The sequence below is a fragment of the Bartonella sp. AC329YNZD genome (genome assembly GCF_042196685.1).
Classification (GTDB): Bacteria; Pseudomonadota; Alphaproteobacteria; order Rhizobiales; family Rhizobiaceae; genus Bartonella.
Genome location: NZ_JBHIQS010000014.1, coordinates 25,034 through 42,178, shown reverse-complemented (window position 1 = coordinate 42,178; position 17,145 = coordinate 25,034). Strand labels below are relative to the sequence as shown.

Sequence of the window (17,145 nt, the reverse complement as noted above, 5' to 3'; positions counted from 1 at the left end):
GACTGCGACTGCGACTGCGACTGCGACTGCGACTGCGACTGCGACTGCGACTGCGACTGCGACTGCGACTGCGACTGCGACTGAAAAAATGTGTTATTTCAAATTCATAAGCAAGAAAAATAACGGATATCCTTCTTAAAATTAAGAAAAATTTGATCTTTTTTCTTCAAATACCCACGCTTCTGAAAACATTTCACCAAATTATTTCCTTTTAAAAACACTTTTTAAATATACAACTTAAATATACAATGCATTGATTTATAATGATAATGCTTCTTTCTTCATACTGACCCCAACATCGTAAGATTCTCTCATTTCAAATCCTTTGATCAAAATCATTCTCTTGCTCCATTACAAGTAAGGAAGATGGATAAAATGATTAAAGAAAAAACATCTCTTATAAACGCTCTCAAGGACCAAGAGCTTTCGTAAGATTAAGAGCTAAAATAATATAATGGTGCCAACCAGTACTTTATAAAATAAAGGTGGCACTCCCTAACGGCTTCTGCATTCATGAAAGCCCTTACATTATATTATTCACGGATAACATCGTAAAATGAATTCGAGCGTACTGAGAAACATTTACTTAAACAAGAAATGTAACAATACAATAATATTCTGTTTTGGTTTCTCTGCTTTGCATGAAAAACGCAACCCCATTAAAAAATGAGGGTAATAAAAGCGTGAAGAACTGGAACAGCTCCATGATAAAAAATATTGCTATGAACGCTTTTAAAAACGATAAAATCAAATAAAAAGATGGTAACGATAGACGCTCATTTTTACCTTTACGCTCCAAAATGAATCTGTGTTCTCATCAAAGATAAATAAAGCAGATATAATATTTTTCACTCTAATTGGGTATAACATCAAAACGACTCGTACAGTACAAAAACATTTTATTTTCTGTTACATGCTGCTGTATGAGATTTGACTGTCAAACAACATCAAAAACACGATCTTCTTAAATCCACACCCTTCATTTTAATATTGCGCAGACTTTAGAAAAAGCTTTATGGATCGATATCAATTTGAACCAGAATAGAACTGAGCATTTTGGAGTATACCGCTAAGCATTGCCCCCTTATACAAAGAATATTGCCCCTAAAATAAAAAAAGCAGCAAAAACTGAAAACGATAACGCCCCAAAACTAAAGCCAAAGGCGCTTCTGCTGGTCCCATAACAGAGATATTTTTTCCCGTGGCGCTGCTTAATGCAATGTACATATATCATATTTTGCTGCTTGGATGCTTATTCTGAATAATAAGAAGAGTTCAAGTAAAGCACCTTAAGCAAAAAGACCTTCGCTTTATGCGATACTGGTTTTAGAAAAAGCTTTGCGGATCAATATCAATTTGAACCCGAACGGAACTGGGCATTTTGGGTATACTACTAAGCATTACACGTATAAACCCTTGTATATCAAAAGAGCGCTGTCCTTTCAGCAAAAGCCGAAAACGATAACGCCCCCGAACCAAAGCCAAAGGCGCTTCTGCTGGTCCCATAACAGAGATATTTTTTTCCCGTGGTGCTGCTTGACGCAATGCGCGCGCATAATGTTCTGCTGCTTGGCGCTGTTGTGCCGACACAATCAAAGAGGCAAGCCGCCCATAGGGGGGCAAATGATAATGCTGACGTGCTGCAATCTCACGTGTGTAAAAATCTTCTGGCTGGCATGCAAGTAAGGCTTTGATGACCGGATGATCTGGTTGATAGGTTTGCAATAATCCTAAACTCTTCAATCCCACACGCCCTGCTCTTCCGGTAACTTGAGAAAGCAGCTGATAGGTACGTTCACTTGCGCGTAAATCGCCATTGGCAAGACCAAGATCAGCATCAATAACACCAACCAGAGAGAGCTTGGGAAAATGATGTCCTTTAGCGACCAGCTGTGTTCCAATAATAATGTCCACATCGCCATTGGCAATGGCTTGCAATTCGCTTCGCAACTGCCCAATTCCCCCTTTAAGATCTGTTGAAAGAATCAATGATCGCGCTTGAGGAAAAAGCATCTGTGTTTCTTCGGCAATTCTTTCCACACCCGGTCCGCAAGCCACAAGATGATCTAAGGTTCCGCATTCAGGACAGGCTTCAGGAAGTGGTTCATGATATCCACAATGATGACATTTCAGTTGCCCTTGCGCGCGATGTTCTACCAACCAACTTGAACAATCGTTACAATGAAAACGATGTCCGCAAATTCGGCATAAAGTTAAAGGTGCATAACCACGGCGATTAAGAAAAAGAAGAGCTTGTTCACCCTTATCAAGCGTTTGTTTTAAAGCTCTTTCAAGAGCAAAGGAAATAAAGCGCCCCTTTTGCACCCCTCCTTGACGCATATCAACCACCCGCAACTGTGGAAGTGCGACTTCTTTAAAACGGGATGGTAAATGCACCTTTTGATAACGCCCCTTTAAAACATTGGCTTGGCTTTCAATCGACGGTGTGGCTGAGGATAAAATAACAGGAAAATGCTCAAAAGAGCCCCGAGCAACTGCCATATCACGCGCATGATAAAAAATGCGCTCTTCTTGTTTATAAGCGCTATCATGTTCTTCATCGACAACAATCAAGCCAAGCTTAGGAAAGGGAAGAAAAAGCGCCGAACGAGCCCCAGCCACAACACGCACCCGCCCTTCTGCGACTTGCCGCCAGACGCGTTCTCTACGACGTGGCGTCAAATCAGAATGCCATTCTGCTGCCGCAGCGCCAAAGCGCGCATAAAAACGATCTAAAAACTGCTGAGTTAAAGCAATTTCCGGCAATAAAATTAAAACCTGCTTATCGCCTTTGAAGGCTTGAGAAACCGCTTCAAAATAAACTTCTGTCTTTCCAGATCCAGTCACACCATCAAGCAAAAAAACTTGAAACTGAGAAGATAAAACACCTTCCCGCAATACTGTTGCTGCTTCATTTTGCGCTCCCTGCAACTGAGGAGGACAAAAATCAGGATCAGGCATTTCCACAAGGTCAGGAGCAGGAACCATAACATCTTCGAAAACTCCTAGAGCTTTTAAACCTTCAACAACAGAAACCGAAGTTCCAGCCGCATGTGCCAGACCAGAACGTGTCCATATCTTCTCATCACGCACCAATTCCAAAATCCGTGATCGCGCTGGTGTGAGACGTTCTACATTGCCACCACAATATCGCAAACCCAGCATCTGCGCTTCCGGCTCTAAAGCAGCCGGTACAGACAAAACCAATCGTGCAACAAGACCAAAAGGTGCCATTGTATAGCGACTAACAAAACGCAAAAATGTGATCATTTCTGCCTTTAATGGGGGGCAATCAAAAACATGAAGAAGAAAGCGTAATTTTTCACGCGCCACAGGTGCAGCCCCTTGCCCATCGGCTCTCTTTTCTTCAACGTCCACAACAAAACCGCAAAGTTCACGCCCCATCACCGGAACCCGAACAAAAGACCCAACGTTTACCTCCATAGAAGATGGAACTTTATAACTATAAGGGTGAGCAACAGGAAGAGGAACCAATACGGATACAATCTTTTCCTCCATCATGTTTGAATTCATCTTTTTAACCAATCTACAACCCCTCAAGCACCAACAGGTCTATACCTATCTTTAAATACTCTTAATTAAAATTCATTGCAGGATTCAATCTTTCCCCCCTATCACAGCACTTTTCTCACAAAAATTCTTTTAAACACTCATTCCATCATCAAAGCACCAACAAAAAACCAATCTCATCCTCTATAGCAAAAAAACCAGCGCCATTCTCCAGTGCAAATAAAGCCCATCTACTATAAACATTCAACATGATATCGTAAGTATACCCCTCCACAACACTATCCCATAGTGCAACTTATTCTTAACACAAAAACTTTTATTTTTTTTGCGCCTCATGTTTCAATTTAATCCTCAATAAACTGATTCATAAAGATAATTCACTTTTTGTATGTTGAATGAGAACCCCTCAATACGATAAATTTTTCTCATTTCAAACCCATCGAGGAACATTTGTAAATCTTTATTAATGAGAGAGAGTACGCCATGTTTTTGAGTACCGGTGGGATAATAGTGCGCAAAACCATCGCAATATTTGTCTTGGCAATATTTGTCTTGCTTCATGCCAAAGCGTGGAAACAATGCGTACATTTTTCAACCTAGTTGAAACTACGCAACAACAATACAAGCAATAAGCCAGTACCAACACACACCTTACCAGCTCGTGGATGTTGCCAACAAGCCCCTTGGCACTTAAAATGATTCATAAAAGGTATTTTCTCTTCTTTTTTGGACAGTTTCACTCTCCACGGCTTTTCCCGTTTATCACCCGCAAGAAAATGATTTTTATTGATTCAACATAAAACAGGTTTAGAACGAGAGAATCTACGATTTTCGGGGTTCTCATTCAACATACAAAAAGTGAATTATCTTTATGAATCAATGCAATGCAGTACAAAAGTATAGGGTTAAAAAATTGTTTATACAGATTTTTATTGTCAAAAGATCTTTCCAATGAAATTTTTAAGACATTAAACGCTATTTTAGCCCATTTTTCTCATCTTCTTATGGAACTTCCAATGATTATAAGTCATTGAGGGTCCTCGCCACATTTCAAAAATGAAGATTCTTAACCCCGCCGATCTATAAATAATGTCCTGTACATAATGTTTTGTAAATAATCCTGCTTCCTAAACGGACTTACAACTTCTTTATGTGATTCATATCTCCCTCCTAAAGTAAGCTAATTTATAAGATACAGCTCCTTTCTCTAAATATTTATCAAACTCTCATACAAATCCACGCCCTTTTCGCAACGCAAACCATGAATGGTATAATGATAAATCCACTGATCACCACCATCTTTACGCTTCACAAAGGAGTAAACCAGCACCATCACATACCTTGCCAGCTCATGAATGTTGCCCCCCCTTAGCACTTGAAACAATTCATAAGAAGCATCTTGAGTACTTTCTGAAATACTTATTCCCCACATTCCTGCCCCTCTTATGACGTGCAAACAAGTGATTTTAATTGATTCAATATAAAGCAAAATACGTGATGAGAAAATCTTTCTGTCTTTGGCGTTATAATTCAAGTTAAACAATTATTTATCATTATAAATAAATATGTTGACCATATAAATACTTCATGCGTAAAATTTTACATGCCTTCTTCAATGGTGTTTTATTACGACACAATGAATCCATTCGCTTTCATCAAAAATAAGGTTAAACGTACCGAAGATATCTTATGATGCACACTCAAATATCAAGAGCAATCGCAAATAGGAAGTGAGCAAAGTGTGTGATAATGTTAGCTTATTTTCATAAAAATACCGCTACGCAAAGATGCCAATACACAAAAATGTTGGTACGCAATGAATTCTATACCTTATTACGAGCAACGCTATGAAATGGGTGTGAAAACGATAAATCGTATTTCTTTACCGAAAACGAGTATATGATTAACATCATAGCATTCTTGTTCTTTACACAGATATTAATTCTTTCTCTTGCTTTTGCCGTCAACAATAGCGCATAACAAAAAATAGGATAAAAGCTAAAAAGAAGAGGTTAGATATGAAGTTTTTTGTGGATAGCGCCAATATTGAAGAAATTCAAGAGTTACAGAATTTAAGCCTTGTTGATGGTGTTACCACCAATCCCTCTCTTATCCTAAAATCAGGACGCAATATTCTTGATGTTACAAAAGAAATTTGTGCTCTCGTTAGCGGACCTGTTTCTGCTGAAGTTGCAGCAACTCAATTTGAAGACATGATGAAAGAAGCGGCTGTTTTAGCAAAGATTGCCGACAATATTTGTATCAAGCTTCCTTTAACACTTGATGGATTAAAAGCCTGTAAAGCCCTCACAGCAGCAGGACTAAAAACAAATCTCACCCTTTGTTTTTCTGCCAATCAAGCCTTATTAGCAGCAAAAGCAGGCGCGACATTCGTTTCACCTTTTATTGGGAGACTTGATGATTGCGGAAATAATGGAAGTGAACTGCTTCATGAAATACGCACAATTTATGATAACTATAACTTTGAAACACAAATCTTAGCCGCTTCAATCCGCACCGTTAATCATGTCAAAGAAGCAGCACTAAGCGGTGCTGACGTTGCAACAGTTCCACCAACAGTCTTAAAAGCCCTGGTCAAACATCCTCTCACCGATAAAGGATTGCAAATATTCCTCGACGACTGGAAAAAAACAGGACAAAATATTGTTTAATGGCTAGAAATTTTATTGGAAAGATCTTTTGAAAGTAACAAAAAGATCTGTTCAGCCAACTCTTCCGCGACACGTTTTTTTGCATCTTCTTCTGCTTGCAGCGTTGCATATTCTTGACGAAGGCGTTCAAAAGATGCATTCATCATTGCTGTTCCTTTTGCAACAGGCATATTTTTCATATCCTGCAAAGTATAAGAAGCTCTGCTCATAACAGTTCCAACAGAAGGTCGTCCCTCTCTCTTTCTATCATAATCAACCTCTATCTGCATCGATTCTCTTGTAAATACGGATGTCTGCAATGCTAATCGATAAGCCGGTAGAGAAGATTTACCCCCATTCCCATACAAAAGAAACAGTAAATGATTGCGCACCATTTGACCAAAACGATCTGAAGGTTCTTCCACAACAATAGAGGCGAGCTTTTGCGCAAGCCCCAAAGAAGCTTGCCCAGAAGAAGAATTCCCATAAGAAGCAGAATTCATCGCCATTGAACTCTGCGACTCCTGACGGTAAAGCGGCTCAACTTTGCATCCACACAACAGTGTGAATACACCAGCTAAAACGACAAGCAGAAAACTTTTAAAGAACGACATTCACAATCCTTTTTGGAACAACAATGATTTTTTTCATAGGCTTTTCAATCAGCTGCGCCTGTACGAAATCTAAAGCTAAAACCGCTTCTTTAATCATCGTCTCACTCGCTGTTGCTGCAACAGTCACCTCACCACGTTTTTTACCATTAATTTGCACCGGCAAAGTATAGCTTTCTTCAACGATTAATGCAGGATCATAAACAGGCCAAGCAAGCGTAGACATTAAAGTCTCTTCCCCTAAAGCCGCATGACATTCCTCTGCTAAATGAGGCATCATTGGTGCAATCATGGCAAGAAAAAAATCCATAGCTTGACGTAAAGAAGCTTTCATTTCATCGTCAACACTTTCTATCCTATTTAACAACGGTGCCATAATATTCAAGAATTCATAAAGGCGTGCAATAGCCCGATTAAAAGCGAATTTTTCCAAATCATCTTCTACAGCATGGAGCGTACGATGGGCTGCTTTTGAGAGTTCCAAAGCCGCTCCCTGATGCCCTGCACAAGGGGATATATCCTTTAAAACAGAAGCACTCAAAGCCACATGGCGCCAAACACGCTGGACAAAGCGATGAGCCCCTTCAACACCAGATTCTGTCCAGATAACATCCCGCTCGGGGGGAGAATCTGACAACACAAACCAGCGCACAGTATCAGCACCATAAGATGCAATAATATCGTCAGGATCAACAACATTCTTTTTTGATTTAGACATCTTCTCAATCAAACCAATCGTCACTTCACTTTGATCGGTTAATTTATAAGCCTGACGCTTTCCATCTTTTTCAACAATCGAAATTTCTGCTGGAGAAACCCAACCCTGTTCATCCCTATAGGTTTCATGCACCACCATCCCTTGCGTAAAAAGCCCCTTAAAAGGCTCATCAACCGTCACATAACCTAACAATTTCATGGCACGCATAAAAAAGCGCGCATAAAGAAGATGCAAAATCGCGTGCTCAATTCCACCAATATATTGTTGCACAGGCAACCATTCAGCGGTTGCGTGTTTGTCAACCGGTTCTGATGCAAAAGGAGCCGTAAAGCGTGCATAATACCAAGAAGAGTCAACAAATGTATCCATGGTATCGGTTTCACGTTTGGCAGGTTGACCACAGATCGGGCAAGCAACATTCTGCCATGTTTCATGCCGCGCAAGAGGGTTACCCGGTTGATCAAAAGTAATATCATCAGGTAATACAACCGGCAAATCAGCACGCGGAACAGGGACAACCCCACAAGATGTACAATGGATCATGGGAATGGGGCACCCCCAATAACGTTGCCGCGAAATCCCCCAATCACGCAAACGAAATTGCACTGTTTTCTTCCCTTGCGGTTGCCCATTGAACATTTGTTTCTCAAGCCTTTTGGCTGCTTCTTCAAAGGCTTGTTGGGGTGTTAAACCATCCAAAAATCTAGAATTAATCATCACCCCATCACCAACATAAGGCGCTTCAGGTGTGACAAAATCTTCTTTCTCAACTCCTAAAGGCAAAACCACCGGTTTTATTGGAAGGTCATATTTACACGCAAAATCGAAATCTCTCTGATCATGAGCAGGACAACCAAAAACAACCCCTGTTCCATAGTCCATAAGCACAAAATTAGCGATATAAACGGGAATATGCACCGTTGAATCGAAAGGATGAACAGCCAAAAGGGGCGTGAGAAACCCTTGTTTTTCAGCTGTTTCAAGAGCTGCCGTTGTCGTTCCACCACACCGACAATTTTCAATAAAATCACTCAACGCTTTGTCTTTTTTTGCCAAAGCTCGTGCAATAGGATGATCAACAGACAGCGCTAAAAAGGAAGCACCAAAAAGTGTATCAGGGCGCGTTGAATAACAAACAACCTCATCAAATTTTTCACAAACATCATCAGCATCACCTGTCGACTTTAAAGCCCAACGAATCAGCAAACCTTGTGATTTTCCAATCCAATTTTTTTGCATGGTGCGAACTTTTTCAGGCCATTGGTTCAGCTCTTCAAGCCCAGCCAAGAGATCTTCACTAAAGTCGCTAATTTTGAAAAACCACTGGGTCAACTCACGTTGTTCCACCAACGCACCAGAACGCCATCCCCGTCCATCAACAACCTGTTCATTGGCCAAAACAGTATGATCAACAGGGTCCCAATTCACCTTAGCCACTTTACGTGCTACCAACCCCTTTTGATAGAAATCAAGGAACAACATTTGTTGGCGGTGGTAATATTCCACATCACAAGTTGCAAATTCACGCGCCCAATCGAGTGAGAGCCCTAATTGTTTTAATTGCCCGCGCATGACCGCAATATTTTGATAAGTCCAAGTTTTAGGATGCACTTTATTTTGCATAGCAGCATTTTCAGCCGGCATCCCAAAAGCGTCCCACCCCATGGGATGAAGCACATTAAACCCCTTTGCGCGTTTATAGCGTGCAACCACATCTCCCATGGCATAATTGCGCACATGCCCCATGTGAATACGGCCAGAAGGGTAAGGAAACATCTCTAAAACATAATATTTTTCACGAGCATCTTCTTGGACAGTCTGAAAAATTTTCTTTTCATCCCAAATTTCTTGCCATTTTTTTTCTCTCGCACGTGGATTATAGCGTTCGCCTATCTTATAATGCTCAATCGTCATTCCCATTATACTCTTTTAATAAAACAGAACCAAAAACTTGTTTTATTATGCTTGATCATGGATTAACCTCATCGTCAACATTTTCGTGAAATATTTCCCTAAGTATTTTATAAAACTTTAAAAAAAACGACCAACTCTTGAACAACAACGATAAAGCACAAACATATGAAGATACAAACTCCCCTTGATGCCCCTTCCATTGAATCATGGCAAAACCTTCAAAAAGATATTGCAGCAATATGCCAAGAGTTACAACGCCCTGTAGAAGAAATTGAACTTATCGCTGTTTCAAAAACTGTTTCTGCTATTGATATACGACCCCTTTTGCAAGCAGGACAATCTTTGTTTGCAGAAAACCGTGTACAAGAAGCAGCACAAAAATGGCCTGCTTTACGTCAACAATTTGAAAATATTAAACTTCATCTCATCGGCCCCCTACAGTCCAATAAAGCTGCTGAAGCTGTAAAGATTTTTGATGTCATTCAAACGGTTGATCGTGCAAAAATAGCCAAAGTTTTGATGGAGGAAATGCAAAAGCAAAAAAGGCATCTTCCCTGCTATGTTCAGGTTAACATTGGCTTAGAACCGCAAAAAAGTGGTATCGCACCACAAGAAGCTATATCTTTTGTCAACCAATGCAAAAACAACTATGGACTTGATATCATCGGACTTATGGGCATTCCCCCTGTCGATGAAAACCCCGGCCCCTATTTCGCGCTCTTAGCAAAATTAGCAAAACAAGCAGGTCTTCCAAAGCTTTCCATGGGTATGTCCAGTGACTTCAAAACCGCTCTACAGTTTGACTCTAACGTCCTTCGCATTGGCTCTGCTTTATTTGGAAAACGCCCTGTGTAAAGCAATTCCCTCTCATATAAATTCATTCCCCCTTCATATAAATTCCCATTGAAAATTTTACGAACAAGCCCAAAACAGCAGAAATGAGAAAAAATATTTCCTTCAATATCAATAAAAGAGCAATTCTAGCAAAAAAGATTCCAGTCCCTCTTTCATCCTGTTAGCAAAATAAGCAAAAAAGCTGGTCTTCTCAAATTTCTTACCGGCACATCCACAACACATACAATAGCTTCAAGATAGCGTTACAATTTGGCTCTCATATTCTCGCACATTAGCTCTACTTTACTCCCCTCTGACCGCCTCTCCAGCAAAAGCAACGTAAAAAATAAATCCTTATATAAAGGCAAAATGATAAGAGGGGCGTTGCGCATGAATGAAAAAACTTTCGCGAAATAAATAATTACAAAAGAATATTTAATAAGATCATCGCAATGATCTCCATTAAAAACCACGAATTCTCTTAACTTCCCCAACACGCGCGCACAATTTCCCCATATGCCAATGGTGTAAAGTAGATAAAAAAAGCTTATGGCTGCATAATACAGTAACAAAACTCTTTCATGTAAGCCACTTGAGCAAAATAAACATCTCAAATACCCAATAGAGCACCAAGAACCGCGCTAAACAACATGATAGCAATCTATAAGGTCAACGATAGCATAGAGACTTTCTATGCTTTACAAAGCGTAAAATACGGTCAATATCCGCCTGAAAAATAAAAGAACGAATCCCACGCATGTGCGCATAATACATGCAAGAAAAACAATAGCAACAAAGCAGATTTCAATAACGATATCTCTTTATATTTCTCGTAAACAAATAGAAAAACTTCAACTTTTCATATGCGCAATTTTTCTGATTTTAAACTTTAATTAAGGAAAAACAGGGAATATTTCATGTATACATATTATAGTTATTATTTATACAGTATTTTTATTTACATTTTTAAAATTTATCTTTGACATTTCTCTAAAAATACGCGATAGCCATTTAAAATGTATCATTTTGATACTACTTTTAATGTAGATAATTAAGAAGAATTAATATGTTTGGTTCATTCAACACATTCGGTCATATAGCGACAAAGCCTTCTTTTGGTCATTCGCACAATTCAAGACCTATTCATGGAAATGCATGTAGCGTTAGTGGTTTTGCTAATGACATGTTTTCACACTCCACTCAACTAGCAACTGAGGGAGAACTAACAGGTGCAGCAGGAGGGTATCTGTTTGGAAGACTACAAGGTGCTCTTACAGGTGGAGTTGTAGGTTTTGGAGGGGGACTCATTGGAGGTGCTCTTTACGGCTTTGGACAATCAGCTTGGAATTGTCGGTTCTAATTTATAGAGAATAGCAACAAAGATATCTCTGAAATTAGTAGTTTTGTAAATATATTTGAAAGAATATACCAAAGTTAAATATCTACATCTTTGGATAAAATATTTTTCAGGGATATCTATTGTGGATCACCTCTTATAATCAGGGTTTTTTATAATGAATATTCGTTACGAAATCATAAGGCTGTTTTGCATTCTCTTTGTATTCATCCCTATATATGCTATTGGTTTTAAAAAATTGGTGGTTACAGTTGGAAAGTAGCTATAAAAACAACATTATATACAGTAATTATGTTCATTATTTTTGATAGTTTATGTAGATATTTTGGTTTATATTAATATTTAGTAAATTTATTCTTTTAAAAAGCATTCTCATTCCCTCTCCTTTATAGGGGTATGTTTTTAATATCTTTATGCTTTTATAAAAAGCTCTATACCGCAATAGCCTTTGCCATATTTGAATATCCTAAAAGCATAAAATACTCTCTTAAAGACAAACGTATCAGATTTAAAAATTGACTATTCTAATCTTTGTCATTTAGTCTAACCTCATAATGAAAAGCTTTTGGGAAAACTCTGCCAAAATATAACCATACAAAAATACAGAGGCAGATTTTTCTAAACAATAAAATGAGGGAAACATGACCGAAAAAATTTATCCAATATCAGAAGAGATCAAAAAAAATACTTTACTCGATGAGGAAACTTATCAACAATGGTATCGAGAAAGCATCGATGATCCAGAAAGCTTCTGGGCAAAACATGGTCAACGCATTGAATGGTTTAAAGCTTTTACAAAAGTAAAAAACACTTCTTTTAACGGAGATGTATCGATTCAATGGTATGAAGATGGGATAACAAATGTAGCTTATAATTGCATTGATCGCCACCTGAAAACCCATGGAGACAAAATCGCGCTCATTTGGGAAGGGGATAATCCTTATCATGATAAAAAAATAACCTATAACGAGCTTTATGAACATGTTTGTCGTTTTGCTAATCTTTTGAAAAGTCGTGGCATTAAGAAAGGCGATAAAGTAACCATTTATCTCCCCATGATACCCGAAGCAGCCTATGCCATGCTTGCCTGCGCCCGCATTGGAGCCATTCATTCGGTTATCTTTGCAGGCTTTTCTGCTGAAGCAATAGCAGGACGCCTTGTTGACTGTGAATCAACCTTTATGATTACCGCTGATCACGGCTTGCGTGGCGGCAAACGGATTAACTTAAAAGACAACGTTGACCATGCCATTGAGATAGCCGCGCGCCAAAATGTGCATGTGGACCAAGTCATGGTTATACGGCGAACTTGTGGCCCCATTCAATGGGTAGAGGGGCGTGATTTTTGGTACCACGAAGAGATAGCTCATACCCAAAGAGACTGTCCAGCAGAACCCATGAATGCTGAAGATCCACTTTTTATTCTTTATACTTCAGGCTCAACCGGCAAACCCAAAGGTGTTTTGCATACCACAGCAGGCTATCTTATTTTTGCCTCGATAACTCACCAATATGTTTTTGATTACCACCCCGATGAAGTTTACTGGTGCACAGCTGATATTGGTTGGATAACCGGTCATTCTTACTTGGTTTATGGACCTTTATGCAATGGTGCGACCACTTTAATGTTTGAAGGCACACCAACCTTTCCTGACAAAGGCAGATTCTGGGAAATTGTCGACAAGCATCAAGTCAATACACTCTATACCGCACCAACAGCTATCCGCGCCTTAATGGGAGCAGGAAATTCGTTTGTTGAACACTCAGACAGAACATCGTTGCGTCTTTTAGGCACAGTAGGAGAACCTATTAACCCAGAAGCATGGGAATGGTTTTATCATATAATTGGAAATGACCGTTGTCCGATTCTCGATACATGGTGGCAAACAGAAACAGGGGGGCATATGATCACGCCCCTGCCCGGTGCAACCCCCCTCAAAGCAGGATCGGCCACACGTCCTTTCTTTGGTGTTCAACCCCAAATTGTTGATGCCCAAGGCAATGTTTTAGAAGGTGAAGCAGAAGGCAATCTTTGTATCAGTGATTCATGGCCCGGACAAATGCGCACACTTTATAAGAATCATGAACGCTTTATTCAAACTTATTTTTCCTCCTATAAAGGAAAATATTTTTCAGGCGATAGCTGTAAGCGCGATAGTGACGGCTATTATTGGATCACAGGACGGGTTGATGACATACTCAATGTCTCGGGGCACAGGTTAGGAACCGCTGAAATTGAATCAGCCCTTGTTTCTCATCCCTCTGTATCAGAAGCAGCTATTGTGGGTTACCCGCATCCCATTAAAGGACAAGGAATTTATAGTTTTGTGACCCTCATGGAAGGAACAGCGCCAAGTGAAGAATTGCAAAAAGACCTTATCAACCATGTGAGACAAGAAATAGGTTCTATTGCCATATTGGATAAAATTCAGTTTGCTCCGCAGCTTCCCAAAACACGATCAGGGAAAATTATGAGACGTATTTTACGAAAAATCGCTGAAAACGATTTTGATACTCTCGGAGATATTTCAACCCTTGCCGAACCACAAGTTGTTGAAGATCTGATTGCCAACCGACAAAACTAAAAAACACGACGAAATACAACATACGGTGGTTTTTGTTTTTTGCTAAAATTATCTCAGCATTATTACGAAAACCACCGAGGATAATAAAAAACAAAACAATTCATGAAAAGCTCAATCATTCTAACAACAAACGCTTTTCTTCATGAGAGGTAAGAAATAATTTAAGCCAAAACCTCAGGATTGGGATACGAACAAGAATAAGAAAGTAAGATAAAAAGAGCAATATAGCTTTTTAAAATCACCCAATGTCCACTCAGTGCAAAAAAACCTCTGAGTAAGAAGGAAAAATAGTTCTGATGTTTATGCTAGAATCACTTTGAAATTCCTGCTAAAATCATAAACAAAGCTAAAAAAAGAAAGTATAAGTGATAATATTCTTGAGCAAAAATATTTATCTATAACGAGGGTGTATAAAAAATATTGAAAACCATGAAATCTAAAATAAGCAAGCTTACAACAAAAATCTAAAGCAATGAAAGTAAGAGTTCTTAGAATAAATGATGCAATATAAAATCAGGAGTAATAATAAAAAGTGATTCATTTTGAAAATGTCGGCCTACGCTATGGAATGGGCCCTGAGGTCCTTCGTGATATTAGCTTTCATATTCCTCCTGGATCATTTCAATTTCTCACAGGTGCCTCTGGAGCAGGGAAAACGTCGCTGATGCGTCTTATGTTTTTGGCACTCAAACCCACCCGCGGTCATATTGATCTCTTTGGAACAGACACAGCATTGCTCAAACGACAAGAGCTCCCTGCGCTACGACAACGTATCGGTGTAGTTTTTCAAGATTTTCGTCTCCTTGATCACATGACCACTTATGAAAATGTTTCCTTGCCTTTACGCATAAAAGGACAAGAAGAAGCAACCTATCGCAGTGAAGTGGAAGATCTTCTCTGTTGGGTAGGTCTGGGAGATCACATTCATGTTTTACCACCGGTTCTTTCCGGCGGAGAAAAACAAAGGGTAGCCATTGCACGCGCGCTCATTGACCAGCCTGAAATCCTCCTTGCGGATGAACCAACAGGAAATGTCGATCCCCCCTTGGCAAAACGCCTACTCCGTTTGTTTATTGAATTAAATCGTTTTGGAACAGCTGTTATCATTGCCACCCATGATATTGCCTTAATGGAACAAGTTGCAGCACGGCGTATGCTTCTCCATAATGGACGGATGACGATTCATGAATAAGTCTTTCCCCATTTTTACAAGTAATAAAAAAAACACAACAGCGATTATTCCCAGTAGCAATATTTCTGGAAAAGCGCTGGTTGCAGTGATTGCAATTATGACATTTCTCTCAAGTCTCACCTTAATCGGTGTTGATTTAGTCCAACATGCCGCCCAAAATTGGAGTAATCAGATTAGCTATGAAGCAACAATACAAATACGCCCCGTTGACAATGTTGATATCAACAAAGCACTCCGTGATGCCGTACAATTGGTTAAAACATTTTCTGGTGTACAAGATGCAAAAATTGTTGACCAAAAAGCTACAGAAAAATTACTAGAGCCATGGCTTGGAACAGGCTTCAATATCAATGAACTTCCCCTTCCCCGCCTCATCATTGTGACTCTGAAAAGAGATGAAAAAATCAATTTTGCTGCCATCAATCATGCCATTAAAACTCAAATTCCAGGCGGTCAATTTGATGATCACCGTGTTTGGGTCCATCGTTTTGCGACCATGGCATACACCACGGTTTTTATCGGTTTTTCAATTTTAGCATTGGTTCTAGGCTCTCTAATCCTCACCATCATTTTTGCCACCCGCAATGCATTGGCAGAAAATACCCATATTATTAATGTGCTATATTTTCTTGGCACTGAAACCCTTTTCATTGCGCGTCAATTTGATTGGCATTTTTTTAAAACGGCACTGCGCGGTGCTTTATATGGTGGTTTCACAAGCATCTTTCTGTTTTCAGCCTTTTGTCTCTGGACAAATTATAACTTGGGAAGAGCAGAAGCCAGCCAAATAACGGCTTTATTAGGACATATTTCCATAAGTTCCGTTCCTTATGGCAAAATCACTCTGCTTATTATTTTCGTTTCTTTTCTCACCACCCTTACAAATCGCATGACTATTTTAGCGCAACTGAAAAAAATCGATCAATGTGAAAACGGTTTATTTTAATTTATGACTCACAACACTTTCAACTTATTGACGCAAAACAATTTAGAACGTCCTCTTCCAAAACGGCCCCACTATAATAGTTGGTCTCCATGGCTTTTATTTCGCTATTTTCCACCAACAACCCTTACTCTTGCAATCACTGTTTTCATTTTCTGGGGCGGTTTTATTATTTTTTCTGAAAAAACCGAACGACTTGTCCCCCCAACGCCTCTCCCCAAAGCGGATGCCATTATCGTGCTTACAGGCGGAGAAAACCGAATAGAGACAGGACTTCATCTCTTACAAAAGGGGCTTGGTTCACGACTCCTCATCAGTGGTGTAAACACCACAACCAACCTGAAGAGTTTCATGCATAACATGCATATTACCCCACGGCTTATCTCCTGTTGTATTGACATTGGGCATCAAGCGATTAACACCAGAGGAAACGCCGAAGAAAGCGCCGCTTGGATCAAAAAGCATCACTATAAAACCCTTTATATCGTCACCCATGATTACCATGTGTGGCGCTCGATGCGTGAACTTAAATATCTCATGCCTGATATCCATTTCATTGCTTATCCTGTGAAGAAGAGCAAAGCTGAAAGCACAATACAACAGATCAGGCAAGCCCGCATTCTCATATTCCAATATATTAAAACACTGCAAGTCTATATCAGAACCGCCTTCTGACCTTTATTCTTGTGACTTTAAACCTTGCCACCTTCTGGCCGCTTCATAGCGTTTTGTCTTTTCACTTCCACACGGGTTTCCTCCATAAGATTATAGAAAAGCCCTGCCCCTCAAGGCAAAGCAAGCGCAAAGCC

General features: G+C 39.6%; 11 protein-coding genes and 1 pseudogene. 7 read left to right on the top strand and 5 right to left on the bottom strand.

Annotated elements, in window-relative coordinates:
* Positions 1-1,013 precede the first annotated feature (1,013 nt).
* The 3 genes and pseudogenes from ACFIMW_RS07065 to ACFIMW_RS07055 form a co-directional block, all read right to left on the bottom strand.
* A pseudogene (locus tag ACFIMW_RS07065) lies at positions 1,014-1,197 on the bottom strand (hypothetical protein); the annotation flags it as partial.
* Between the two features lie 129 nt (positions 1,198-1,326).
* Complete coding sequence (locus tag ACFIMW_RS07060) at positions 1,327-3,534, bottom strand: primosomal protein N' (protein WP_375606617.1); 2,208 nt, start codon at positions 3,532-3,534, stop codon at positions 1,327-1,329.
* A gap of 1,204 nt (positions 3,535-4,738) precedes the next feature.
* The gene (locus tag ACFIMW_RS07055) at positions 4,739-5,074 is read right to left on the bottom strand and encodes a hypothetical protein (RefSeq protein ID WP_375606586.1); all 336 of its coding nucleotides are present in this window, start codon (positions 5,072-5,074) and stop codon (positions 4,739-4,741) included.
* Between the two features lie 475 nt (positions 5,075-5,549).
* On the opposite strand from ACFIMW_RS07055, the gene fsa reads away from it, so the two are divergent.
* Positions 5,550-6,203 carry a fructose-6-phosphate aldolase gene (fsa, locus tag ACFIMW_RS07050; protein ID WP_375608607.1) on the top strand — a complete coding sequence of 218 codons (654 nt, stop codon included), beginning with the start codon at positions 5,550-5,552 and terminating at the stop codon, positions 6,201-6,203.
* Here the strand turns inward: fsa and ACFIMW_RS07045 are convergent.
* Entirely contained in the window at positions 6,200-6,796 is a 597-nt protein-coding gene (locus ACFIMW_RS07045) for a hypothetical protein (RefSeq protein WP_375606588.1), read from the bottom strand. The two genes, fsa and ACFIMW_RS07045, sit on opposite strands and share 4 nt — an antisense overlap.
* Positions 6,783-9,425, bottom strand: coding sequence for a leucine--tRNA ligase (gene leuS, locus ACFIMW_RS07040; protein WP_375608606.1), 2,643 nt, complete (start codon positions 9,423-9,425; stop codon positions 6,783-6,785). Before leuS ends, ACFIMW_RS07045 begins: the two co-directional genes overlap by 14 nt.
* 165 nt (positions 9,426-9,590) lie before the next feature.
* Here leuS and ACFIMW_RS07035 point away from each other — a divergent pair, with 165 nt between their 5' ends.
* The 6 genes from ACFIMW_RS07035 to ACFIMW_RS07010 all read left to right on the top strand — a co-directional run bounded on the left by ACFIMW_RS07035 (position 9,591) and on the right by ACFIMW_RS07010 (position 17,011).
* The gene (locus tag ACFIMW_RS07035) at positions 9,591-10,280 is read left to right on the top strand and encodes a YggS family pyridoxal phosphate-dependent enzyme (RefSeq protein WP_375606590.1); all 690 of its coding nucleotides are present in this window, start codon (positions 9,591-9,593) and stop codon (positions 10,278-10,280) included.
* Between the two features lie 1,045 nt (positions 10,281-11,325).
* Positions 11,326-11,619: a hypothetical protein gene (locus ACFIMW_RS07030; RefSeq protein WP_375608605.1), complete on the top strand. Its 294-nt coding sequence runs from the start codon at positions 11,326-11,328 to the stop codon at positions 11,617-11,619.
* Between the two features lie 638 nt (positions 11,620-12,257).
* Positions 12,258-14,201: an acetate--CoA ligase gene (gene acs / locus ACFIMW_RS07025; RefSeq protein WP_375608604.1), complete on the top strand. Its 1,944-nt coding sequence runs from the start codon at positions 12,258-12,260 to the stop codon at positions 14,199-14,201.
* 532 nt (positions 14,202-14,733) lie between these two features.
* Positions 14,734-15,393 (top strand): cell division ATP-binding protein FtsE, encoded by a 660-nt coding sequence (gene ftsE / locus ACFIMW_RS07020; protein ID WP_273723097.1) that lies wholly within the window; start codon positions 14,734-14,736, stop codon positions 15,391-15,393.
* Positions 15,386-16,339, top strand: a complete 954-nt coding sequence (locus ACFIMW_RS07015) for a cell division protein FtsX (RefSeq protein ID WP_375606593.1) — start codon at positions 15,386-15,388, stop codon at positions 16,337-16,339. The genes ftsE and ACFIMW_RS07015 overlap by 8 nt, the downstream gene beginning before the upstream one ends.
* 3 nt (positions 16,340-16,342) lie before the next feature.
* On the top strand, positions 16,343-17,011 hold the full coding sequence (locus ACFIMW_RS07010; protein ID WP_375608603.1) for a YdcF family protein: 669 nt from the start codon (positions 16,343-16,345) through the stop codon (positions 17,009-17,011).
* Positions 17,012-17,145 lie beyond the last annotated feature (134 nt).